Annotated in this window: 19 protein-coding genes; 5 read left to right on the top strand and 14 right to left on the bottom strand. The window is 59.1% G+C overall.

The annotated features are described in order from the left end of the window. Positions 1–18: 18 nt before the first annotated feature. The 6 genes from AAA138_RS09050 to AAA138_RS09075 form a co-directional block, all read right to left on the bottom strand. Entirely contained in the window at positions 19–1,296 is a 1,278-nt protein-coding gene (locus AAA138_RS09050) for an LCP family protein (protein WP_349090552.1), read from the bottom strand. Between the two features lie 2 nt (positions 1,297–1,298). Then, positions 1,299–2,117 (bottom strand): class B sortase, encoded by an 819-nt coding sequence (locus AAA138_RS09055; protein WP_349090554.1) that lies wholly within the window; start codon positions 2,115–2,117, stop codon positions 1,299–1,301. A gap of 86 nt (positions 2,118–2,203) precedes the next feature. Next, entirely contained in the window at positions 2,204–2,767 is a 564-nt protein-coding gene (locus AAA138_RS09060; protein ID WP_349090556.1) for a hypothetical protein, read from the bottom strand. Positions 2,768–2,927: 160 nt separating this feature from the next. Continuing rightward, complete coding sequence (locus AAA138_RS09065) at positions 2,928–3,512, bottom strand: hypothetical protein (protein WP_349090558.1); 585 nt, start codon at positions 3,510–3,512, stop codon at positions 2,928–2,930. Between the two features lie 84 nt (positions 3,513–3,596). After that, on the bottom strand, positions 3,597–4,814 hold the full coding sequence (locus AAA138_RS09070) for a helix-turn-helix domain-containing protein (RefSeq protein ID WP_349090560.1): 1,218 nt from the start codon (positions 4,812–4,814) through the stop codon (positions 3,597–3,599). Positions 4,815–5,079: 265 nt separating this feature from the next. Next, on the bottom strand, positions 5,080–6,114 hold the full coding sequence (locus tag AAA138_RS09075) for a YeiH family protein (protein ID WP_215693544.1): 1,035 nt from the start codon (positions 6,112–6,114) through the stop codon (positions 5,080–5,082). Between the two features lie 193 nt (positions 6,115–6,307). On the opposite strand from AAA138_RS09075, the gene AAA138_RS09080 reads away from it, so the two are divergent. Beyond that, the gene (locus AAA138_RS09080) at positions 6,308–7,009 is read left to right on the top strand and encodes a GntR family transcriptional regulator (protein WP_343007642.1); all 702 of its coding nucleotides are present in this window, start codon (positions 6,308–6,310) and stop codon (positions 7,007–7,009) included. Positions 7,010–7,128: 119 nt separating this feature from the next. Here the strand turns inward: AAA138_RS09080 and glmS are convergent, their stop codons facing one another. Beyond that, positions 7,129–8,976: a glutamine--fructose-6-phosphate transaminase (isomerizing) gene (gene glmS / locus AAA138_RS09085; RefSeq protein ID WP_349090562.1), complete on the bottom strand. Its 1,848-nt coding sequence runs from the start codon at positions 8,974–8,976 to the stop codon at positions 7,129–7,131. 312 nt (positions 8,977–9,288) lie between these two features. Between glmS and AAA138_RS09090 the strand changes: the two genes are divergently transcribed. Continuing rightward, on the top strand, positions 9,289–10,401 hold the full coding sequence (locus tag AAA138_RS09090) for a LacI family DNA-binding transcriptional regulator (RefSeq protein WP_349090564.1): 1,113 nt from the start codon (positions 9,289–9,291) through the stop codon (positions 10,399–10,401). Positions 10,402–10,514: 113 nt separating this feature from the next. On the opposite strand, the gene AAA138_RS09095 is transcribed toward AAA138_RS09090, so the two are convergent. Further along, on the bottom strand, positions 10,515–11,165 hold the full coding sequence (locus AAA138_RS09095) for an HAD family phosphatase (protein WP_349090566.1): 651 nt from the start codon (positions 11,163–11,165) through the stop codon (positions 10,515–10,517). A gap of 168 nt (positions 11,166–11,333) precedes the next feature. On the opposite strand from AAA138_RS09095, the gene AAA138_RS09100 reads away from it, so the two are divergent. Further along, entirely contained in the window at positions 11,334–12,212 is an 879-nt protein-coding gene (locus AAA138_RS09100) for an ATP-dependent sacrificial sulfur transferase LarE (RefSeq protein WP_349090567.1), read from the top strand. A gap of 296 nt (positions 12,213–12,508) precedes the next feature. Here the strand turns inward: AAA138_RS09100 and AAA138_RS09105 are convergent, their stop codons facing one another. Continuing rightward, on the bottom strand, positions 12,509–14,203 hold the full coding sequence (locus AAA138_RS09105) for an ATP-binding protein (RefSeq protein ID WP_349090568.1): 1,695 nt from the start codon (positions 14,201–14,203) through the stop codon (positions 12,509–12,511). Between the two features lie 400 nt (positions 14,204–14,603). On the opposite strand from AAA138_RS09105, the gene AAA138_RS09110 reads away from it, so the two are divergent. Then, positions 14,604–15,569 (top strand): DNA/RNA non-specific endonuclease, encoded by a 966-nt coding sequence (locus tag AAA138_RS09110; protein WP_349090569.1) that lies wholly within the window; start codon positions 14,604–14,606, stop codon positions 15,567–15,569. 129 nt (positions 15,570–15,698) lie between these two features. Here the strand turns inward: AAA138_RS09110 and AAA138_RS09115 are convergent, their stop codons facing one another. The 4 genes from AAA138_RS09115 to AAA138_RS09130 all read right to left on the bottom strand — a co-directional run bounded on the left by AAA138_RS09115 (position 15,699) and on the right by AAA138_RS09130 (position 20,533). Next, positions 15,699–17,774 carry an elongation factor G gene (locus AAA138_RS09115; RefSeq protein WP_349090570.1) on the bottom strand — a complete coding sequence of 692 codons (2,076 nt, stop codon included), beginning with the start codon at positions 17,772–17,774 and terminating at the stop codon, positions 15,699–15,701. Positions 17,775–18,084: 310 nt separating this feature from the next. Then, the gene (locus AAA138_RS09120; protein ID WP_349090571.1) at positions 18,085–18,849 is read right to left on the bottom strand and encodes an amino acid ABC transporter ATP-binding protein; all 765 of its coding nucleotides are present in this window, start codon (positions 18,847–18,849) and stop codon (positions 18,085–18,087) included. 173 nt (positions 18,850–19,022) lie between these two features. Further along, complete coding sequence (locus AAA138_RS09125; RefSeq protein WP_006235606.1) at positions 19,023–19,676, bottom strand: amino acid ABC transporter permease; 654 nt, start codon at positions 19,674–19,676, stop codon at positions 19,023–19,025. Beyond that, positions 19,676–20,533, bottom strand: coding sequence for a transporter substrate-binding domain-containing protein (locus AAA138_RS09130; RefSeq protein ID WP_195622349.1), 858 nt, complete (start codon positions 20,531–20,533; stop codon positions 19,676–19,678). Before AAA138_RS09130 ends, AAA138_RS09125 begins: the two co-directional genes overlap by 1 nt. Positions 20,534–21,105: 572 nt before the next feature. Between AAA138_RS09130 and rlmD the strand changes: the two genes are divergently transcribed. Then, positions 21,106–22,320: a 23S rRNA (uracil(1939)-C(5))-methyltransferase RlmD gene (gene rlmD / locus AAA138_RS09135; RefSeq protein ID WP_349090578.1), complete on the top strand. Its 1,215-nt coding sequence runs from the start codon at positions 21,106–21,108 to the stop codon at positions 22,318–22,320. 66 nt (positions 22,321–22,386) lie between these two features. Here rlmD and AAA138_RS09140 read toward each other — a convergent pair whose 3' ends face one another. Beyond that, positions 22,387–23,208: a phosphatase gene (locus tag AAA138_RS09140; RefSeq protein WP_349090572.1), complete on the bottom strand. Its 822-nt coding sequence runs from the start codon at positions 23,206–23,208 to the stop codon at positions 22,387–22,389. Positions 23,209–23,261: the final 53 nt, after the last annotated feature.

The following is a 23,261-nucleotide window of genomic DNA, read 5'->3' on the forward strand; positions in this document are numbered from 1 at the left end:
GTGAGCCATTGGTGACATCTAGTCGACTGGATGATAGAAGGTATCGACGACCGTTTGCTTTACGTTGTCCTGGTCCAGGTAGAACTCGGCGAAGGTGTCGCCCTGCTGCATGGTGCCCTGCAGCGTCACGACATCAAACGAAGTCAGGCCGTGCTCGAGCATCGTAGTCGCTAGATAGCTGAACTCATCGAGACCCAAATTGGTCCACGTATAGTCGCCCATGGCCTGATACAGGCTGATGAGCATGGCGGGGTTGCTCTTGGCACTGCTGAGTACCTTCGACGCAAACGCCTGCACGTAGCTCACCTGGCGCGCTGTGCGATCCAGCGAAGACGTCAGATTCGTCGTGTCGCGCCACTGCACGTACTTTTCCGCCGTTGTACCAAACAGCGTGGTCTCCTGGCCCTCGACAACCGACGTGCCCGGCACGGTCTGCGTAGGCACCAGCGTCACACCGCCGATGGAGTCATTAATGGGAGCCACGCCCTCGATATTGAGCGTGTAGTAATAGTCGACCGGAATGTTATCGAGCACACGCGAGGCAGCGGCGGCCGTCAGCGCCGATGAGTTGTCGCCATCGGTGCCATAGGCAAACTGCAAGCACAGCTGCTCGGTCACCTGACCGGCAAACGAACCATTGGAATACGTATCTACGGCAACCATGCTGTCGCGCGGGATGATAATGCCGCGGGCCTCGCCCGTGTCGGTATTAAGCGCTACGACCATCACAGTATCGGACTGGCCCTTCTGGGTGCCGTCATCGTTATTGCGGCCATCAAAGCCGATAAACGCCACCGTGGCCATATGCTTGTTGAGCGCATACTTCTTGCCGTTATAGGTAATGGTGTCGCCCTTGGCCTTAATGACCTTTTCGGTCTTTTCCTCAATCTTCTTTTTGCCTTGGTTCACGCTGTGATTCACAAAGCCCCAGCCGGCAGCAGCAACCGCACCAATCACGAGCAGCACGATCAGCAGCGTGCGGATACGGCGGCGGCGCTTGATGCGCTTAATCGACTCTTTGGAGCGTCGACGACGCTGAGGTCCCGCCTCATCAAGCGAAGGCCACTCTACCTCATCAACAGGCTGCGCCGCAGCTTCATCGGTCTTTGCCGATGCGTCGGACGGAGCCTCGGCCTTGCCCTGGGATTTTTCGTCAGATTGAGGTGTCGGAGTGCCTTTGGTCTCCCATTGAGGCTCGACAGGCTCCGCCGCATCCCGAACCTGCTGCTCGGGATTGTTTACTTGATTTTCGTCGGGATCCACCGCATCGATAAAGTGCTTGCCACGGGGGTTCATGACTATTTTGTCTCCTGGTCGCTTGTTAACACACCGCTCACAATATAGCGCGAGTTGCCCTGCGAGCTATCGAGCATGCAGGTGCTCAACTGTACAATCTTACTATCTGCATCAAGTGTCACGCCGTCACGTACATTTTTGAGCAATGCGTCCGGATTACAGACCGAATTAAAGTAGTCCTGACGCACGGCAGGGTCGGCAAAGTTAAACGAGTTGAGAATGTGGCGATCGTCATATTGATAGGCCGAGACAATCTTGTACTTCAGAATATGGCCCGGCGTGTAGATATAGAACTCGGTGTTCTCGTTAAAGAAGTCCGCGTCCTCAAAGTTATGCAAGTTGTGGAACACACCGCCGTTCACATGGCCGTAGATCACCGTGACGGGATCGCTAAAGTCGCGCGCGTTTGCCATCTGGCTAAATGCTGTGCCATACGGGTCGTACTTGCCGTCCTTGTCGTGGTCCAGATAAAACAGGTCGTCCGTCGTGCTCTGCAGCAAGGGCGTGTTGATATCCGCACCCGGAATGTAGAGCCACGCATAGATATCGGCATTCTCTTGAATGAGCGGTGCAAAGTCGATGGGGTTGTCCGGCAGCTCCTTGCCCTTTGATTCGACCTTCGTGGCGGGCTTGCCTGTTGCACTCATCTCCTCGGCGCGCTGCTGCTCTAGATGATTCATATAGAGCACGTAGCCGCCGCAGCCGACTGCAACCAGTAACAACACTACGAAAACGCCCTTGAGTATCGTGGCGCGACGCTTTTTGTCCGAGTCGCCCATATGCTTGACTTCCATATGCTTGCCCTGCGGCTGCTGTGCCATGGTGTTCCCTTACCCTGTAAATCGGTCAAAAAAAGGACCCGCACAAGTACGGGTCCTCAAATCTTACGGTTGAAACCGTGTGTGTGCTAGTTGTTCTTGCGAAGAGCAACAAAAGCGCAGGCAGCGCCAGCAGCGGCAACAGCAGCCACAGCGGCAACAGCGGTGGTGTTCACACCGGTAGCCGGGGACTTAGCACCGTTGTCGGTGGTAGCAGCGCCAGCAGCGGTCTTCTCAGCCACGATGGTGTAGGTGGAGAGCTTGGTGACTTTAAAGGTAACATTGCCGTTGTTGTCGGCAGTGAGGTTCAGGGTCTCCTTGCTACCGTCGTTGTGCTGGACATAGACGGTAACCTTAGCGTTGGCGTAGGCCTTGCCAAGGGTGAAGGTGACGGTCAGCGGGTTGGACTCAGAAACGGTACCCTCGACGGTCTCGGTGATCTCGAAGGAAGCGACCACGTTGGCGCCGGCAGGGGTGCCCTCGGCGTTCTTGGTGGTGGAAACAACCTTGACGTTAGCGTTGTTAACGCTGGCGGTCACGTTGTTGGCGCCGGTGGCGGTGGTGTTGGCAGGGCTCGGGGCGGCGAAAGCAGCCACGGGCAGAGCCAGGGCAAGAGCGAGAACGCTCAGTGCTGCCATGAATCTCTTCTTCATGTTAGGTACTCCTCAACTTGCAGCTTGTGGACCTTTAAGTGCCTAGTAGTATAGCCCTTTTTTACAAATTGTGACTAATGAGTTCTATATGAAACTACATTGCTGCTTTTTTGCTCACTCATTGGCCCCAAACAGCGACTCAGTGTGATGGTTCTGTGACTTATTGGCCTTGCGTCACGGGCGTGACCTGCGAATCCACGCCGTTTGCACCGGTTTCGCTATCCTCGCTGTCCGTATCCTCGCCCTTTTGGGCATCGGCGATCGTTGCGGCAGCGGCAACAATACCGCGCTGAGGCGCCACGCCCGTCTGGGCCTGAGCGCCCTCGACAAGCTCCGTGCCGGCACGCTCGAGCTCAGCAGGCTTGAACATCGCGCTCAGGTCGACGCCGCCGCCAGCGTAGCCGAGTGCGGCAAGTGCGATCACAATCACCGCAACAACAACTGCAATCGGCACGTAACGATGCCAGCCTGCAGGATTGAGGCCACTGCGGCGAGCCGCACCGCGGCTGATATAGCCCAGCGTTCCGTCGTGCTTAAGCTTAGAGCCCACCACGCGCTTGCGCCCCCACAGCGTCGACTCGGCCTGCATGGCCAAGCGAGCGCTTGCCGAAGGATAGCCGTATTTGGTGCGCTTGAACGAACCGTCGAACCCCGACGCGTGCTTGCCCCACGTCCGGGACGTCGTGCGGCGGTTAACTGGAGCCGCGCTCCGTCTATTCCGGTTTGGTTTTGAAGTCTCCGCCATACGCCCCCGCACGCCGTAACACAATCGAAACATTACTGCTTTGGACTGTAGCACACGCGCCGCACGCGGTCACGGGCGCCTCGCTCAGCGGTCGTCGTCCTTCAACAAGCGCCACAGGGTCGTGCGGCTTATTCCCAGCACTTCGGCGGCGCGGGTCCGGTTGCCCTGAAGGTAGCCCACGACCAGCCGCGCGATGTCGCGCTCGGTATCGGCCAGTGGGCGCAGGATATACAGGTCGCTGTCGAGCGTCGGAGCGCCAAAGGTTGCGGTTTTGATGACGTCCTCCTGGGCGAGCACCTCCTCCGCCACCGCGCGCTCCACCACACCCGACCCTACTAATATATAGAGTCGTTCCGAGACCTCGCGAAGCTGCAGATAGTTGCGCGGCCAGCGATAGCCGTTGAGCGTCGAAGCAGCCTCCTCGGACATACTTGAAGCGGCAGTTCCAAAGACATCTGACAGATATGACAAATACTGCGCAACCTTTTTCGATGCGCCACCCTGCTCGGCAATCGCAGGCGCCACACTTACTGCGCACGCCAAGCGCTCGGTTACAAAAGCGGCCTGATCGCTTTCGCCACCGCCCGGCATATCGTTTGCCGTCAGAACCACATGGCAACGTGTGGCCAGCGCCGTGTCGGTCATCGTAGAGACAAGCTCGCGCAGACGCTGCGGCGAAAGTGCATGCCAGCCGTCAATACAAAGGGTCAACCTTGCCTGGAACAGCGGCGATTCCGAGCTTTTGAGCAGATGGCGCCAGCCGCGATCTGTGAGCTCGTCAAGTGCCACGGACACAAAGGGTTCGTCAGCATAAGGCCCATCCAGATAGAGGCGTTTTGCAATCTCTGCCTGGCCAGCACCCAGCTCGCCCTCCAACATGAGGGGCACGCCGCGGGCATAGCTTTCGCAGACGAGGCCAGCGACCGCAGCGGCGCCCTCGACAATGCCGTACGCGCTTGCCTCGTAGCGCGCCTCGACCTCATCTGCGTTAAGCCACTCAATACCCGCGTGTGCCGCCGCACCGTGCACCTCGCGGACCACGACCACCCACAGCGCGCCGTATTCCTTGGCGACCGGACGCACCGTGAGACTTAAGCGCCCTCCCGCATGCCCCATCACCAGGCGCGTGCCGTTGCCCACGCGCCCCAGGCGCTCGGCGACAAATGCCGCGACATCTTGCTCGAGCGCGACATCGTCCATGGTCGAAATCGCCACGTGTCCATGCCCATCGATTGCCAACGCCGAGGCCCCGGCAGCAGCCAAGGCCTCGATCAAGATTTGTAGCTTGGCGTCACTGTTCATATTGCGCCCCGTCCTCGGCGCCACGCCGCCGGCGACGGCCGCGCGGGCGAGTGTTTCAAAATTGAACGATATTGCTCACCAAACACTATAGGGCAGAAGCCGCCGTCCTGCGAGTATATGAGTTGCCCCGCATCGCCATCCTGGCGGGGCGATAAGAGCTCTTCGGGACCTATAAACCTGCGGACAAGCCATACCCGCAAGAGCTCCTATCGCTCCACCGTAAGGATGCGCTCGCCAGCACGCAGCACGCAAATAAGCTACTTCCCTACCAGATTCCCAGCACGTGCTGCATTCCCAAACTCATGCACGCAATGCCAATCCAGCAGCAAAAGCCCAATGCGATGGGCTTGCCGCCCTTTTTGACCAGCTCGACGATATCGGTATTAAAGCCAATAGCCGCCATGGCCATCACGATAAAGAATTTCGACAGCTCCTTGATGGGCGCCGTAATGGATGCAGGAAGCTGAAGCACCGTGGTGATTACGCTCGCCAGCACAAAGAACAGCACGAACATGGGAAACGCGCGTTTAAGCGAGAACGTGCTTTTGGCGTCGCCGCCGGCCTTGCGCGCCAGATGCATCTGCCAGCATGCGAGAACCAACGTAATGGGAATAATGGCCAGCGTCCTGGTGAGCTTGACCACCGTGGCGCTCTCGAGCACATTGGCGCCGGGATGCATACTGTCCCAGGCGCTCGCCGCAGCCGTTACCGACGAGGTGTCGTTGATGGCGGTGCCGGCAAACAGGCCAAAGCCCTCGTTAGTCAGCCCGAGCATGCCGCCGAGCGTCGGAAACACGAGCGCCGCGATAACGTTAAACAGGAAGATGACCGAAATAGCCTGGGCAATCTCACGATCGTCGGCGTCGATGACGGGCGCGGTCGCGGCGATGGCAGAACCGCCGCAAATCGACGAACCCACACCCACAAGCGTCGCGATCTTGCCCGGCACGTTCATAACGCGGCAGAGCACGAAGGCAATGACAAGCGAGGTCGAGATCGTCGCCACGATAATCGGCAGCGACTGAGCGCCTTTGGACAGAATCTGCGAGAGGTTCATGCCAAAGCCAAGCAAGATTACCGCGTACTGCAAGACTTTTTTAGACGTATAGGTGACACCGGCGGCGAGCTGTTCGCGACGATTCTTGGGAAAGACAAGCGCCAGAACCATGCCAAAGAGGATGGCAAACACCGGCCCGCCGACCACCTCAACCTGTTTGCCGAGTAACGTCGCGGGGATAGCGATGATCAGGCAGAACAAGACACCCTTCCAGCGCTCGCGTACGATATTCGCCAGTTGCATATGGGATTCCTTCTTTCTATTTCACGTTTGCGACGGCTTATGATACGGCAACATTGAGCACAGCCCTGCGCAAATACAGACTAAGATGCCGCAATAGTTCTCGGGCGACAGCCGAATTACCCACCGCGGAAAGCTGATTCGCGGCATAATTAACAGCTGATATATGAGTGTGATAGAACGGTTGTGAGGCACTATGGAAGAATCGATGCACGTCGGCGAGCAGGAAACGAGCCTACAGGATCAGTCCTACCACACCATTCGACGCAAAATCGTCTACCTGGACTACAAGCCGGGCGAAAAGCTGGGCGTCAAGCAGCTTTGCGACGACCTGGATATGGGGCGCACCCCTGTGCGCGAGGCGCTGGTGCGTCTGGCGCAAGAGGGCCTGGTGCGCACCGTGCCCCAAAGCGGCACCTATGTCTCGCCCATCAACCTCACTCTTGCCGAGAGCGCCTGCTACATTCGCGAGCATCTGGAAAAGCAGGTGATTGTGGAGTGCTGCGCCCGTGCCACCTCGGCAGGCATCGAGCAGCTCGACCGAGCCATCGCGCTGCAGGAAAAGACCATGGCCGAGGAGGATCGCATCGGCTTCTTTTTAAGCGACAACCTCATGCACCGCATGATCTTTAGCATCGCATGCCGCAGCACCGTATGGTCGTGGCTCGAAGAGACCAATGCCGACCTGGAGCGCTTCCGCTGGCTGCGCGCCGCCACGCAGACGCTCGACAATCAGGAGATTGTTAACGAGCACAAGCAAATCCGCCGCGCCATCGCCGGCCGCGACCCCATCGAGGCGAGCTTTTTGGTCAGCAAGCACCTGCATATGATGTTCCGCAACCAGACCGAGGTCCTGGACCAATATCCCAAGTACTTCGAGACCAGCAAGCTCCGCTAACCTGCCAAAACCACCACAAAGGGGACAGGCACCTTTGTAGTGGTTTCTCCACACAAAAAGGCCCGGCTCCGTCTGATGACGCGGAGTCGGGCCTTAATCGTAAGGATGACGGAACTCGATTATTCGACAGTAACGCTTTTCGCCAGGTTACGGGGTTGATCGACGTCGCAACCTCGCAGAATGGCAACCTCGCGGGCGAGCAGCTGCAGCGGGACGCTCGCGGTGATGGGACTGAACACGTCGCGGACGGCCGGCACGCGAATGATACAGTCGGCAATCTTGTTGATTTCCTCGTCGCCCTCGGTAGCAACGACGATGACCTTGGCACCGCGCGCCTTGCACTCCATAAGGTTCGACACGGTCTTGTCGTAGGTGGCGCTCTTGGTGGCCACGGCGATGACGGGGAAGCCCGGATCGATCAGCGCGATGGGGCCATGCTTCATCTCGCCGGCAGCATACGCCTCGGCGTGCAGGTAGCTGACCTCCTTGAGCTTGAGTGCGCCCTCGTAGGAGATGGCAGCGCCCATACCGCGTCCCACGAACAGCGCCGACTGCGCGTCCTTGCATAGCAGGGCGGCCTCGTGCACGGCCTCGGTCTGCGTGTCCAAAATCCACTGGATCTGCTCGGCCGTATCGGAAAGCTCGCGGAACATCATGCGCGTCTGCTTAGTGGTCAGACGGTACTTGACCTGCGCCAGCAGCAGAGCCAGCAGCGTCAGGCTCACAACCTGGCCGATGAAGCTCTTGGTCGAGGCGACCGCGATCTCCTTGTTGGCCTTGGTATAAATGACGCCGTCGCTCTCACGCGCCACGGGGCTGCCCACCACGTTGGTGATGCCAAAGACCTTGGCGCCCTTGATACGCGCGTCGCGAATGGCGGCGAGGGTATCGGCCGTCTCGCCCGACTGGGACACGGCAACGACGAGCGTCGTCGGCGTGATGATGGGGTTGCGATAGCGGAACTCGCTGGCAGCCTCAACCTCGGTGGGAATGCGAGCCCAGCCCTCAATAAGGTTCTTTGCGATGAGTCCTGCGTGATAGCTGGTGCCGCAGGCGATCACGTAGACACGGTCGATGTCGTTGAGCTCCTCGAGGGACAGGCCCAGCTCATCGATATCGAGCTCGCCGGCAGGCGTCATACGGCCAACCAGCGTGTCGCGCACGACGCGCGGCTGCTCGTGAATCTCCTTGAGCATAAAGTCGGGATAGCCGCCCTTTTCGGCCATGTCCAGATCCCAATCGATGTGGGTGACCTTGGGCTCGATGACATTGCCGGCCTCGTCGGTGTACTCGACGCCCGCAGGCGTAAGCTTGGCAAACTGACCGTCCTCGAGCACCACGACATCGCGGGTGGCATCGATAAGCGCGATCACATCGGAGGCAACGTAGGAGCCGGTCTCGCCCACGCCGACCACAATCGGGGAGTCCTTGCGGGCAACGGCGATCACGCCAGGTTCGTCGGCGCACACGGCGGCCAGGCCATAGGCGCCCACCACGTGGGTGCAGGCCTCGCGCACGGAAGCCATCAGGTCGCGCGTCTCGGCATAGGCCTCTTCGATCAAGTGCGCGAAAACTTCGGTATCGGTCTCGCTCTTAAAGTGATGGCCGCGGCCCTCCAGCTCTTCGCGCAGCTCGGCGAAGTTCTCGATGATGCCGTTGTGGACGATGGCGATGCGACCATCGCAGCTGGTGTGGGGATGGGCGTTGACAACGGAAGGCTTGCCGTGAGTGGCCCAGCGGGTATGGCCGATACCGCAGGTAGCGTCGCTGTCGATATTGGAAAGCTCGCTCTCCAGGCCCGCAACCTTACCCACGCGGCGGATGACGTCGAGGTGAGCCGCGGCGCCCTCGCCCACCTCGAGCGCGACGCCCGAGGAGTCATAACCGCGATATTCCATACGCTTAAGGCCCGTGACCAGAATGTTCTTTGCAATATCAGAGCCGGTGTAGCCGACGATTCCGCACATAGGATAAATCCCTTCGTTCGCGTGACTGCAAGACGTCCACGCACAGGGGGCGCTGAGACGTATAACGTTCGAGTATTGTACTCACGCAAACGCAAGCTGATATACCAGAAGTGGTATCTCAACTTAGATACCACCCGATGCACACACGTCCAGCCGGTCCAAACCACCACAATGGGGACAGGCACCTTCGTGGTGGTCGCGCTAGCAACGGCGTTTCCCCAGATAAAACCTGCCAAAATAAACCTGTCCCTTTTTGGTAGGTTTGGGATGCTACAATCTGGCTTGTACTTGAAACGCATCAAAGGGGCCGCTATGGCAAAGGTAAAAATCAGCGACGTCGCGCGCGAGGCCGGGGTTTCGTTGGGCACGGTTTCCAACGCGCTCAACCACCCCGAAAAGCTGCGCCCCGAGACCCTCAAGCTCATCAACGAGACCATCAATCGCCTTGGCTACCTGCCCAACCAAAGCGCCCGTCAGCTCGCGGGCGGCGCCACCAAGTCCTTTGGCCTGGTGCTCCCCCGTCTCGATCACGGCTTTTCGCTCCAAATCGCCAGCGGCGCCCACAACGAGGCCCGCAAGCACGGCTACGACTTGCTCATCGCCAACGCCGATAACGACGATATTCTCGAGGACCATTACCTGCGCTACTTTATGGGCACGCAGATGTCCGGCGTCATGGTTCAGCCCATGGCGTCCCCCGACTGGCATCCGGCCATGACTAAAATGCCCGTGCCGATCGTCCATCTGGACATCCACTGTTCCGAGCCCGGCTACTACGTAGCGGCCGACAACGAGGCCCAAGGTCGCATCATTGCCGAGCTCGCCATCGCCCGCGGCGCACACCATATTGTCGTCGTCGGCCGAGCAGCATTTATGCAGCTCACCCTACGCGTGCTTGGCATTCACAAGGCCCTCGCCCTGCACCCCGATATCAAGATCGAAGTCATCGACGCTGGCGAATGGAATACCGCTGCCGACGGCTACGGCATCGGTGCCCAAATCGCCGAGCGCCCCGCGAACGAACGCCCCGATTTTGTCGTCGGCCTGACCGACGTGTTGGCCTCGGGCGTTATCTCGGCGCTGGTCGACAAGGGCATCTCTGTCCCCGGGCAAGTACGCGTAGCAGGCTGCGATGGCAACCCGCTCGCTTGGAGTGGATCGGTCCCGCTCACTACGGTAGCGCCCCCGGGCTACGAGATTGGCCGCAAGGGCGTTCAATTGCTCATGGAGCAAATCGAGAACAAGGCCCCGGCAAAGACCAAGCACGTCCACATCGGCTCTGCCGCGCGCACCGTCACCGCGGTCACGGCCATCGAGGACATCAACCGCCAAGAACTCGTGCGGCCGTTCCTGCTGGAACGCGCCAGCACCCAGGCAAGCAGCCAGACCGACGCCACGGCCATCAACCTCGGTGCGTATCTATAGCACGCACGCAAGTATGCTAAGTCGCCGCTCAAGCAAAAGGGGCCCGACCATTGCCGGGCCCCTTTTGCTTGAGCGCAAACGTGAGCAATCGCTCGTTTCAACACCGCAATTGTCTAGCGCACGGCCTTGACTGCCGCCGCCAGGTCGAACAGCGTATCGAGCACGGCCTCGCAGCCATCCACCACGTCCTGCGGCAGCGGCACGATATCAGGAACGGCAAAGACGTGGCAGCCAGCCGTAATGCCCGAGACGCAGCCGTTGCGCGAATCCTCGACCACGGCACATTCCTCGGGAGTAAAGCCCGCGCGCTCGCAGGCGAGCAGATACATCTCGGGGTCGGGCTTGCCGTGCACGACGTCCTCGCCGCAGGTCACCGTTTCAAACTTGTCAAAGAGACCGAATGATTTAAGGTTGCGCTCGGCGGTAACGTGGCGCGACGACGTCGCAAGGCCCACGTGATAGCCCGCCGCCAGCAGCTCGTCTAGACACTCGGCGGCGCCGGCCTTAAGCTCCAGATCGGTCTTGACCATCTCGTCGCGAATCTCCTTGTGGCGGACATAGATCGCCTCGGCGGTCTCGTGGCTGCCGTAATGCTTATCGAGGATGTCCATGACATCGGGTAGCGTGCGACCGATAAACTGATGGATCAGCGCATCATCAATCGCGAGCCCCAGCTCAGCGGCGCCTGCCTTCCAGGCCCTAATCCCCAAACGCTCGGTATCGACCAGCGTTCCATCCATGTCAAAAATAACAGCCTTGATCATATCGGTCCCCCTCGCCGGATTGCATTACTGCCACTCTACCGCACTTTACAAGCTTGTATATAACGTATATAGCATATTGCACTTTCGTTACATAGCTGGAAGTCTTATGACAAGCAGCTCGGTGGGATTATAGTTTCATCCGAGCTTTAATAACTGTAAGGAACTTTCATGCTTTCAGACACCGCCGCACCCGCAGAGGAGCTTCAGGGCAAACTCGCAGCACTCGAGCAGCTGCTTTTGGCATACGGACGCGTCGCCATCGGCTTTTCCGGTGGTGTCGACAGCAGCTTTTTGGCCGCGGTCTGCGCCCGCATCATGCCTACCAATACCCTCCTCGTCCATCTCACCACGCCGCTCATCGGCACGCCCGAACAGGCTTCGTTTGAGCAGTCCGTTGATGGACAGGCCAATGAGGGGCCGCATTTTAAGCTCCCCGTGCTCAATCTTTCGGTCGATCAGCTGCAGCTCCCCCAGGTAGCCTGCAACGATGCCAATCGCTGCTACCACTGCAAGCACGCCGGCTTTACCGCCATCGTCAACCACGCCAAGTCGCTCGGCTTTCCCACCGTCATCGATGGCAGCAATGCAAGCGATCGCGGTGACTACCGCCCCGGCATGCGTGCGGCAGAAGAGCTCGGCGTACGCTCACCCCTTATGGAGGTCGGCTTTACCAAGGACGAAGAGCGCGAGCTGCTGCGCGCATGGGGCTATCCCGTTTGGAACCTGCCGGCGGGAGCATGTCTTGCCACGCGCGTTCCCACGGGCGAGGAGCTTACGCGCGAGAAGGTCGATTTAATCCGCGCCTGCGAGGATTACCTGCACGATCTTGATCTGGCACAGGTACGCGCGCGCTTGATCAGCGGCTGCATGCATATCGAGGCCGCACCCGCAGATGTTGCCAAGATTGCCGCCCTCGGCGGTGCCGCCATCGACGACAAGGGCAAGACCCCGCTGCCCGCCGTTATCGAGTCCGCGCTGCGCGAGCTGGGCTGCGACCATATCTCCCCTGAGGTCACCCCCTACATCCACGGCAACATGAACCTGTAGGTTGCGCCGTTTTACAAACGGCGCAACTGCTCGGCGCTGCACGGGCTCCGGGCACGGCAATCTGACGTTCAACTTCACGGGCGCGACCAAAAGGTCAGCGCCCGCTTGTTTCACGTCACCTTGCCGCACCCGGAGCCCGCTCGCTCGCATATGCTCAACCTGCGCTGCGTTAACTGACCTGCCAAAAAGGGACAGGTTTGTTTTGGCAGGTTTTATCTGGGGAAATATCGCGAGGCAGTCGCCCCCCTAGCACCCATCTAACTTCGAGAGACACAAGAGGGGCGACTCGGCTGCATCTACTTCTTCCGATAGCGGCGGTTGCGGCTCGTCGATGAACCCATTACTTCGATGAGCCCTTTATCCGCCATTTTTGGCAGATGGTAGCGGACGGACGAAATTTTGACCCCCGATGCAACCGCTATTTCTCGCGCCGTCATATCCACTTCGGCGCTGAGAGCCTCCAGGATCCTATCCGCTGTCGAAGCTGACGGTTCTCTGCTCATATCGATAATCTCAAACGTGTCTTTGCCACATTTTGACAGGACATGTTTATCGACAAGGTCCCCGCAGATCAGACGAATGTCATCCGAATCCCACTTCAGGGCCTCTCGTATTTTTTGAACATCGCATACGCACCCATGCTCCCGCATAAACATGAGCAATGTTTCTTCGCGATCCGTCAGCTCGGCGCCCACATGGCTCTGAATCCACGTGCGGTTTTCAGCAAGCTCCGCCCCGTGCCGGGAAAGCAGCACCGTAAACGAATCAGCCTTAACGATAAATTTCGGCCTGCCAAGCGAACGAGACTCCATCTCGCGAATCATAGCCGGGATACCAGATCCCTGGCTTTCCGCAACGGCCCCCTCGGCATGCTCTAACGGCGTCGCCCCCATTAGGCTCATGAGCTTTGGGTTTCGGCAGCGCGATTCCCCGTCTGCAAGATTGTCCACCGTCTTTCCGCCCCAAAGCCCGCCAGGGTTTTTGATCTCTATTCTGTCTGGATAGATATCGACACTCACGGCCTGCCCCACAAACACGGGCGAATATTCTCGATGGATGCAGGCATTTGCCAAGGCCTCGCGCAAAACCTCCTGGGGAACTTCCCAATCCTCCCTTCTGCCAGCGCCTTGCACTATCGTCGCTTTGCGCAAGTTTCGTCCAATCGCGGCAAGGGCATCTTCGATGCAAGCCGGAATCGGGCCATCGCACAACTGGCGGTCAATAAACCGGGGTTGCCCGGGTGCAGATTTTTCCACATCGGAATGAACGGCGACATCGATCATCAGTTTGGGATAGAACTGCTGGGGGTAAATTCCCGCCGACAGAAGCCCCGCGAGCTTCACGGCACCATCCTTTGTAGTGATATTGAGTCTGACCAGCTGCTTTTCCAGCGTATCGGCCCCGCGCAAAACGCGCGGGGTCTGCAGCCGGCGATTTGCGATAATAGACCGCACGACATCTGGATCCAAATCCTCGACCGTTGCCTCCGAAACCACCGTGCCGTCTGCATCGCTCGGAAGCAACGCACTCTGCAGCTCATATAGCTCAGCGGGTGACATCTTGATATCTTTATCATCCACGCGCTTGTAGCTACCGTTCTGCACGCCGCGCGCGCCGATATAGCAAGGCTTCGCTTTAAGCTCAAGTTCAAAGATGCGCACCAGAAGCACCTGGAGCCCGTCGACCTCGCCTCGATCAAGCTCGTACCGCGGCGCATGGGTCACCACTGCCGCTGAGCCTCCGTCTCCGATACCCGAAACAAACTGATCGCGCACCCTATCGATAGCAAAGTTAGCCGAAGGAACAAATCCTTCGGCTTCGTTCAGGCCCAAAATAATGAGCCCACCCGCAGTGTTCGCAAAAGCGCTCACTGTCTCCCATACGTCTGCGCTCAATTTATTCGTGCAGGCTTTAACTTCTACCGATGCGTCATCAGTCCCCCGCCTGCGAAGGCGCTCAACAATAAGGCCAAGAGGTTCATCCAGCAGCATTGGCATTCCGTCTCTCTAAAACGATAGATTTATCTCTCTAAAGTATAGCTTATCTCTCTAACTTTAGAGAGATAAGCATCTTATTTTAGAGAGACATTTAGAGAGACGAACGCGACCTCTCTAATCATGGGTTCCTCTCTTTAAAGTGCGCACATCCCAACCGTACCTTAAGCTGCGGTGAAATAACTCACGATTAACCTGCCAAAAAGGGACAGGCTTATTTTGGCAGGTTTTATCTGGGGAAACGCCGAATAGCCCCACATCAACAACTGCCGCAGCTCCATATGAGACAAATGAATCTGTAGCGTCTATCCCAAATCTTGAGTATTTGTTCGATAGAACGACCCTCGGCGGCTCCTGCTAGACTGGTAGATTCCCAACCGTCCATCCAGGAGCCTCAATGTCGCGCAAGTCCGCCTACAAGCAAGTCCTTTCCATCGGCACCGCCGTGGTGCTGGGGTTTGCGCTGTTTACGGGATCGCTCGACGGAGCTCCCAAGCTGCTGTCGCCGCAAAGCGATGAACAGGCGGTAGCTCTGGCCGAGAAGCAAAACGAGAGTCCCAAGCGCACCGGCAACGAGGCAGACCTGGTCGCCCGGCTCGAATCGGGAACAGCCAGCTCCGAGGACTCCGACGATGGCTCTGAATCCGCCGCAATTGACACCGGTGACGACACTTCCACAGGCAGCGCCGCCACCCCCATCGACGAGGTCGAAAACCCCGACCTCAACCGCGCCCGCGGTGTTTATCTCAGCAGCATTCCCGACTACGCCGGCAACCCCTACGTTGCCCTTCGCGCCGACAGCACGCACCCGCTCGGCACACCATCATTCACGCTCGATGAATACGAGCGCGCTACAGAAGAGGGTTGCTTTAAGAAGTTCTCCAAGCTCGACAGTTTGGGCCGCACCCGCAAAGCGCTCGCCTGCGTAGGCCCCGAATCGCTCGGCCAGGGCAAGCGCGGCGATATCTCGCGCATCCACCCCGCCGGCTGGCGCCAGCAGCGCTACGACTTTATTCCGGGCCAGAGCCTCTACAACCGCTGCCACCTTATCGCCTGGTCGCTCTGCGGCGAAAACGCCAATCGCAAGAATCTCCTCACCGGCACGCGCTATCTCAACGAGACGGGCATGCTACCGTTTGAAGAGCAGATTCTCAACTACATCCACGACACGGGCAACCATGTTCTCTATCGCGTCACGCCCATGTATAACGAAGAGGAACTCGTCTGCCGTGGCGTGCGCCTTGAGGCGCAATCGGTCGAGGACCACGGCAGGACCCTCTGTTTCCACGTATATTGCTACAACCTGCAGCCGCATGTGCAGATCGACTACGCCACCGGCCGCAATCAGGCCTCGGGAGACTAGGGCCGACCAAGCTGCCCCAAAACCTACCATGATCCGTTTTCCTCCGCCCCCTAGGGATCAAAAGGGGCCGCCCTGGATTGCCCAGAGCGGCCCTTGCATCGGCATGTATATTACAGGCAAAGTCACACGCTACTTGGCGCGGCCCTCCTCATAGCGCTCAACCAGCTTGGCCTGAACGTCATAAGGCACCTGCTCGTAGCCTGCAGGCTTCATGGTAAAGTCGCCCGTGCCGCGCGTGATAGAGCGCAGACGCGTCGAGTAATCCGTCAGCTCGGCGAGAGGCGCCTGGGCGATGACCACGGTATCGCCGCGCTCATCGGTCTCCATACCCGTCACGCGACCGCGCGAGGCCGAGATGTCGCCCATCACGGCGCCGGCGTAGCTCTCGGGGATCGTCACCGTGATTTCCTCGATGGGTTCCAGCACCACCGGGTCGGCATCGGCACACGCCTTGCGCAGGCCGATGCGAGCTGCCGCGCGGAACGCCATCTCGTTGGAGTCGACGCTGTGATACGAGCCGTCGTACACAGCCACGCGAATGCCCGTGAGCGGATAGCCGGCAATGATGCCGTCCTTCATGGTCTCCTGGACGCCCTTGTCCACGGCGGGGATCAGCGAGCGCGGAATGCGACCGCCCACGACCTCGTCCACAAACTCATAGCCATCGCTCGTGCCGTCGGGTCCAATGAGCGGCTCAACGCGCAGCCAGCAGTCACCATACTGGCCGGCGCCGCCTGTCTGCTTCTTATGGCGACCCTGGGCACTTGCCGTGCGGCGAATAGTCTCGCGATACGGGATGCGGATCGGCACGCTCTTGGCCACGACCTTGGTGCGATCCTCAAGGCGATTGAGCAGGACCGAAACCTGCGCCTCACCCACGGCGGAGATGATAGTCTGGCCGGTCTCCTCGTCACGATCGATGCTCATGGTCGGATCGGCCTTGCAGGCCTTCTCAATAAACGTGTAGAGCTTCTCTTCGTCCCCGCGATTCTCGGCCTCGATGGCAATGCGGTACTGCGAGTTGGGGAACTTAAACGCCGCAGCCTCGACCTTGCCGGTAATCGAGAGCGTATCGCCCGTCTCGGCCGCCAGCTTGGGTGCCACGATGATGTCACCGGCATAAGCGTGGCCAACCTCGGTCATATCGCGGCCGCACATCACATACAGGTGGGCCAGACGATCGCTCTTGCGGGTACGCGCGTTGATCAGCTCAAGGCCCGGCTCAAGCGTGCCCGTCAGCACCTTGATAAAGCTGATGCGACCCTGCTGCGGATCGGCCAGCGTCTTAAACACAAACGCCACCGGACGGTCATCGTCACTCGAGATCTTGAGCGAATCGCCGCCGATAAGCGGCATCTCGCCGTAGTCGGTCGGCGCCGGGAAGTATGTGGCGATGTCGTCCATCAGCGAGTTGACGCCCTGCTCCTTAATGCAATCGCCCGCAAAGACCGGCACAAAGACGCGCTCGGCGATCGCCTTCGACAGCAGGCCTTCAAGCTCCTCCTGCGTCAGCGTCTCCTCGCCTTCCAAGTACTTCATCATCAGTTCGTCGTCAGTCTCGGCCACCAGCTCGCACAGATGGTCATGGGCTTCCTCGGCCTGGGCACGATACTCCTCGGGAATCTCCGACTCAACGGCTTCGGTGCCGTTGCAATGGCGCGCCTTCATGCGCACCAGGTCGATGATGCCGTCAAAGTCCTCGCCCTCGCCCCAGGGAAGGGTCACGGCGCCCAGGCGCGTGCCAAAGCGCTCCTGCAGCAGGTCCATCGTGGTCGCAAAGCTGGCCTCGGAGCGCGACAGGCGGTTTACGAACACCGCACGCGCCAAGCGCAGGTCCTCAGCGGCATACCAGAGCTTAACCGTCGTAGGCTGCGGGCCGGCCTCGGCGTCGACCACAAACAGAGCCGTCTCGCAGACGCTCATCGCGGCAAAGGCGTCGCCGATAAAATCGGGGTAGCACGGGGCATCGAGCACATTGATGCGCGCGCCCTTCCAGTCGATCGGCGCGATGGTCGTCGAGATGGAGAATGAACGCTTGACCTCTTCAGGGTCATAGTCGAGCGTGGGCTTGGTGCCGTCGTGGCCGCCCAGGCGGGCGGTCTTGCCGGAAAGGTGGAGCATGGCCTCGGCGAGTGAAGTCTTGCCCACCCCGCCTTGGCCTACGAGCACCACGTTCCTTACATTGCCGGTCTTGGGAGCACCCATGATGACCTCCTTGCAGGGCCGCGCGCAATGCGCGACGCCAACGGGGAGAGTTCGCGGTCGGTGCCATCCCGGGAGCAGCATGGTCGGCAACCGAGCCGACTCACCCTCCAAATGTCCTATGCCACCACCCTACCCTCACGGGCGGCCGTCCATGCATACCTTTCGGCGCACGTATGAATACAGGCGGCGAGAGGAAGAGACAAGCTTGTGAGGCGATTATTGAACCCCGTCGATGCAAACAAAAAGCCGCCACAGACCGTAAGACCTGCGACGGCTTCACCTCAATTAATAGTTGAGTAAATACCTGAGCCTATCCCTCGATACGGCTCAAGAACTCACGGGTGCGCTGCTCACGCGGATGGTCGATGACCTGCTCGGCAGGACCTTCCTCGACAATGCGGCCGCCATCCATAAAGACCACGCGGTCGGCAACATCGCGCGCAAACTGCATCGCGTGGGTCACGATTACCATCGTCATATTCTGCGCGGCAAGGTCTTTAATGACATGCAGCACCTCGGCCGTCAGCTCGGGATCGAGTGCCGAGGTTGGCTCGTCAAAGAATAAGATTTCCGGATCGAGCGCCAGGGCGCGGGCAATACTCACGCGCTGTTGCTGACCGCCCGAAAGCTCACACGGAACCTTGTTCTCGTTGCCCGTAAGCCCCATCTGCGCGATCAACTCGCGCGCACGAGCTTCCGCCTGCTCGCGCGGGCGCTTGAGCACGCGGATCGGCGCGTCGATGATGTTTTTCATCACGGTATAGTGCGGGAACAGGTTGTAATTTTGGAACACCAGGCCGAATCGCGAGCGTGCCCGCTTGGGCACATCGCCCTTCGCATAGACTGCGCCCGAACCCGCATCCGTCGCAACGGCAAGGTCACCAAACGAGAGCGAGCCTCCGTCGAGTGTCTCGAGCAGCGTGGCACACCGCAGCAGCGTGGACTTGCCGCCACCCGAAGGCCCGATAATCGCCACGACCTCGCCACGCTTCACCTCAAGCGAGATATCCTTGAGCACCTCATTGCCGCCAAACGCCTTGCGCGCGTTCGCTATATTCATTACCGTTCCGGACACGGGAACCTCCATGTGTTTAAAAAGACAGCGAGCGTGTGACTGGCGAGACAATGTGCTCCGAAAGAGGAGCGCCGCGTACTTCTGTACGCAAGCGACGGTTTGAGGAGCAGATTGGCCGTCAGGCACACGCGCAGCGTCGAGCAGTCCGCCGTTCGTTAGAACGGCGGAACGATCTAGTCATGATAATAGTCCAGCTTCTTTTCGGCGGCGCCCAGCAGCATCTCGACCACAAAGTTAAAGACCCAGTAAATCAGCGCCGCGATCGCAAACGGTACCATGCTCACCTGCGAGGCAACCAGGGCCTTGGCCGTCGAGAACATCTCGCCCACGCCAATGGCAAACGCCAGCGACGTGTCCTTGACCAGCGTGATGATCTCGTTGCCCATCGCCGGCAGAATACGCTTGGCGACCTGAGGCATCACGATATACAGAAACGTCTGCACGCGCGAATAGCCCAGCACCTCGGCAGCCTCGTATTGACCGCGCGGAATGGACTGCAAACCCGAGCGATAGATCTCGGCAAAGTAGCCGGCGTAGTTGATGATGAACGCCACGACGCATGCCGTCCATTTGGAATCGGGCGTGAGCGAGATGCCGAACACGTAGTACGGAGCAAAGTAGATGGCGAACATCTGTAGCATGAGCGGCGTGCCACGCATCACCGAAATATAGATACGCGCGATCCAGCGAAGCGGCGCAATTTTGCTCATGCGCATGAACGCCACGGGGATTCCCAGCGGAATCGACCCCAACAGCGTCAGCACAAACAACTGCAAACTGACCAAGAAACCCTGGCCGAGCATCTGCATCATTACTTGGATAGACATTACTTGAGCACCCAATTATCGAAAGATAGACCATAGCTTGAATATTTATCGCAGAGGTCCTTGACCGTGCCATCCTCGTAGAGCGCCTTGAGCGACTCGGTCACGGCATCGGCGGACTTGGTGTCGCCCTTCTTAAAGCCAACGGCGTAGTGCTCGCTGGACAGCGGCTTGTCGAGCTGCGTATAGGCATCGGGCTTGGCGGCAAGCTGATACTGAGCGATCGAGAGGTCACAGGCAACGGCATCGACTGCACCACTCTCGAGCTGCATAAATGCCGTGTTGTACTCACCGATGGTATCGAGCGTGGCAAACGTCGCGGCCAGATCCTTCTGGTCGCCCTCGAGCACATCCTGTGCAGCGGAATCAGTCTGCGTAATCACGGTCTTGCCGGCAAGATCGTCCCAGCTCTTGATACCCGCGTCCTTCTTGACCACGAGCACCTGCTCGTTAAGCATATAAGGCTCGGAGAACGTGTAGTCGTCCTCGCGGCCCTCCATGGTAAAGCCGTTCCAGATGCAGTTGATGGCACCCGAGTTGAGCAGCGTGTCCTTGGCGTCCCAGTCGATGGCCTCATACTCAACATCCCAGCCCTGCTTGTCGGCAACGGCCTTGGCAAGGTCGAGGTCAAAGCCGGTGTACTCGCCATCGTCGCCTACAAAGCCGTACGGAGGATAGGACTTGTCAAAGCCCACCACGAGCTTCTTGGACTCCGCAGCACCCTTCATGTCCTTGGCTGCGGCAGAACCGGCAGCAGTGCCCTTATCGGCACCGCCACAGCCAACCAGGCCAAGGCCTAGAACCGTAGCGAGTGAGCCGGCTAGACCAACAAACTGACGACGAGACATATCGGCATTCATGGTATCCCCCTTGGTAGCACTTTAGTTAGGTAAAGTGAATCATGTAACGTTCAGAATCATACACTTTAGTGAGATGGAGTACAAGGGAGGGTTTGCCCGCTGGGCTCCGGGGCGGGGGTTAAGTTTCCTGCTCTACAGTCCTGCTCACGACGGAGGCCACATTAAGTGGCCTCCTGTTCGTGCGGAACTCGCGATAAACTTAACCCCCGCCCCGGAGCCCAGCGGGCAATCATCGTTGTACCTATCACTGATACCAATAAACCGCTTGCATATCGTCTGTTGGCTTGGCACGGTACAATGCTTGTGGCTTTAAATTTATAAATTAGTGGGGTTAATTCATGGCAGAATCTCGTGCGGAGCGTAGGGCTCGTCGTGCTTTGGTGGAGGCGGCTGAGGGGTCGAAGGAGGAGAAATCTTCTACGAAATCCAAGTCTTCCAAAACTGCAAAAAGCAAATCGACCAAGAGCAGAGCTAAGGCCAAGCGTCCCGGCTCTCGTCGGGGTGAGGACAAGTCACCTCAGACTCGCACCAAGCGCCCGCATAAAGATCCGGTTTCGTCTGCACGTAAGGCTGTGGACCCCAAGTCTCCCTGTTCGATCATGAAATCTTGCGGTGGGTGCACGGCGCTCAATCGTCCTTATAAAAAGCAGTTGGCAGCCAAGCAAGCTGCTATGGAGGAGCTTTTTTCTTCGCTTTGTGAGCGTGAGGGTATCGCCGTTGATCCTATTCGCGGTATGGGCGTCACCCTGGGCGACCCGGGTAAATATCCTGCGCCGCGTGGCTTTCGCCATAAGGCTGCCACTCCCTTTGCTCCCGGTAAGGAGGGCGCTGTCCGTTGCGGTTTCTTTGAGCGCGGCACGCACAAGATCGTTGCCGTACCCGAGTGTCCTGTCGAGGCGCCGGGTGCCCGTCAGATTCTCAACGGCATCGCACGCGAAGCTGAGCGTCTGCATATTCCCGCCTTTAATGAGGACAAGCATCTTGGTTTGCTTCGCTATGCCGTCGTCCGCTGCGGTTGGCGTACCGACCAGGTCATGGTTACGCTCGTGACCGCCCAGCGTGACTTACCGCATGCGCAGGAGTTCTTTGAGGCCGTCGCGGCGCTCGATCCGCATATCGTCACCGTTGCCCAAAATATCAACGGCCGTCCCGGTAACGCCATCTTGGGTGAGGAGACTCGTATCGTCTATGGCGCCGAGTGCATGCGCGACCAGCTGCTCGGTTGCGAATTCGATATCTCCCCTACCGCGTTCTATCAGACCAATCCGCAGCAGACCGAGCTACTCTATCAGCTCGCGATTGACGGCATGGACCTGCAGCAGGGTGACATTCTTATGGACGCTTACTGCGGCAGCGGCACCATCGGTCTGTGCGCCGCGAAGGATGCCCGGGACAGAGGTGTCGGCATTATGCTGCTCGGCGTGGAGCGCAACCCGGCGGGCATTGCCGACGCACGTCGCAATGCCGAGCTCAACGGCCTCACCCGCAGCGCTTGGTTTATGGCCGACGATGCCACCGACTACATCCTAGATGCCGCCGATAACAACGAGCGCGTCGACGTCCTCTCCATCGACCCGCCGCGCGCCGGCTCAACGCCCGAGTTTCTTGAGGCCGCCTGCGCACTTAAGCCGCGCCGCATCACCTATATCAGCTGCAATCCCGTGACCCAAGAGCGCGACCTACACCAGCTCCTCGACGGTGGCTATCGCCTGCTCAAGATCACGCCGGTCGACATGTTCCCTCATACCGACCACACCGAGACCGTCGCGGTCCTCGAGCGCCGCTAATTCTCCGGCACGGGAAAGGGGGCGGCCCGCCTGGACCGCCCCCTTTCATTGGGCATATGAGTCTCGTTACATCCCCTTGCGCAGGTCGCATACGCCGGCTGCCGCCATCTCGCGCAGCAGCGTCTCGCGGTCGCGCGTCACGATCAGGTCCAGCGGGAAGTGAATCTCGTCGAGCAACTTGCGGGCGTGCTCGAGCTTGCCAATGGCCATACCAATGTGGGCATCGGTCGACACACCAATACCCACGCCCAGCTCGGCGCAGCGCTCGGCAATCTTGCGGCATACGGCCCAATGCTCAGTGTCGGCACCGTGCTCAAGACTATGGTTATTGATCTCAATGATCTTGTGCTTGGCCTTGGCCGCCAGCAGCACCTCATCGATATCGAACGGCACGCCCGAACGACCCGTATGCCCAAGCATGAACACCTTGGGGTGCTCCAGGGCATTGATGTACATCTGGGTCGTTTGGGTGAGCGTCGCGCCTTCGGCAAACTGTGGATTATGCACGCTTGCCACCAAATAATCCAAATTACGCGTCACCAAATCGAACAGCGAATGCTGGCGACTGTACGAATCGCCGGCAATATCGAGCGACACGGGAATGTCCTCGCCAAACAAGCTTCCGTCCAGCGAAACGATATCGACCTCGGCGCCGCGAAGCACCAGCACGCCGCTCCAAATGCGCGGCCAGATATCCTGGTTAATAAAGAACTGGAAACTGCGCAGGTCGTTGGGGCAAGCCGTAACCATAGAGCTCAGATGGTCGGCAGATCCGAGCACCTGCAGGCCACGTTCCGCCGCCCAGTACACATTCTCCTCAATGGTTGAGTACGCGTGCGCGGAGAACAGCGTATGAGTATGAATATCACAAGAAAGAAGGTAGGGCATCGGGTCTCCTTATCCGGTATGGCCGTCGCGTATATTCATTGTACGCATAGCTT

The organism is Collinsella sp. CLA-JM-H32B (assembly GCF_040098065.1).
Classification (GTDB): domain Bacteria; phylum Actinomycetota; class Coriobacteriia; order Coriobacteriales; family Coriobacteriaceae; genus Collinsella.

Excerpts from the sequence above, each read along its gene's own strand:
- AAA138_RS09050 (WP_349090552.1), bottom strand. The coding sequence starts at position 1,296 with ATGAACCCCCGTGGCAAGCACTTTATCGATGCGGTGGATCCCGACGAA.
- AAA138_RS09055 (WP_349090554.1), bottom strand. The coding sequence starts at position 2,117 with ATGGCACAGCAGCCGCAGGGCAAGCATATGGAAGTCAAGCATATGGGC.
- AAA138_RS09060 (WP_349090556.1), bottom strand. The coding sequence starts at position 2,767 with ATGAAGAAGAGATTCATGGCAGCACTGAGCGTTCTCGCTCTTGCCCTG.
- AAA138_RS09065 (WP_349090558.1), bottom strand. The coding sequence starts at position 3,512 with ATGGCGGAGACTTCAAAACCAAACCGGAATAGACGGAGCGCGGCTCCA.
- AAA138_RS09070 (WP_349090560.1), bottom strand. The coding sequence starts at position 4,814 with ATGAACAGTGACGCCAAGCTACAAATCTTGATCGAGGCCTTGGCTGCT.
- AAA138_RS09075 (WP_215693544.1), bottom strand. The coding sequence starts at position 6,114 with ATGCAACTGGCGAATATCGTACGCGAGCGCTGGAAGGGTGTCTTGTTC.
- AAA138_RS09080 (WP_343007642.1), top strand. The coding sequence starts at position 6,308 with ATGGAAGAATCGATGCACGTCGGCGAGCAGGAAACGAGCCTACAGGAT.
- glmS (WP_349090562.1), bottom strand. The coding sequence starts at position 8,976 with ATGTGCGGAATCGTCGGCTACACCGGCTCTGATATTGCAAAGAACATT.
- AAA138_RS09090 (WP_349090564.1), top strand. The coding sequence starts at position 9,289 with ATGGCAAAGGTAAAAATCAGCGACGTCGCGCGCGAGGCCGGGGTTTCG.
- AAA138_RS09095 (WP_349090566.1), bottom strand. The coding sequence starts at position 11,165 with ATGATCAAGGCTGTTATTTTTGACATGGATGGAACGCTGGTCGATACC.
- AAA138_RS09100 (WP_349090567.1), top strand. The coding sequence starts at position 11,334 with ATGCTTTCAGACACCGCCGCACCCGCAGAGGAGCTTCAGGGCAAACTC.
- AAA138_RS09105 (WP_349090568.1), bottom strand. The coding sequence starts at position 14,203 with ATGCTGCTGGATGAACCTCTTGGCCTTATTGTTGAGCGCCTTCGCAGG.
- AAA138_RS09110 (WP_349090569.1), top strand. The coding sequence starts at position 14,604 with ATGTCGCGCAAGTCCGCCTACAAGCAAGTCCTTTCCATCGGCACCGCC.
- AAA138_RS09115 (WP_349090570.1), bottom strand. The coding sequence starts at position 17,774 with ATGGGTGCTCCCAAGACCGGCAATGTAAGGAACGTGGTGCTCGTAGGC.
- AAA138_RS09125 (WP_006235606.1), bottom strand. The coding sequence starts at position 19,676 with ATGTCTATCCAAGTAATGATGCAGATGCTCGGCCAGGGTTTCTTGGTC.
- AAA138_RS09130 (WP_195622349.1), bottom strand. The coding sequence starts at position 20,533 with ATGAATGCCGATATGTCTCGTCGTCAGTTTGTTGGTCTAGCCGGCTCA.
- AAA138_RS09140 (WP_349090572.1), bottom strand. The coding sequence starts at position 23,208 with ATGCCCTACCTTCTTTCTTGTGATATTCATACTCATACGCTGTTCTCC.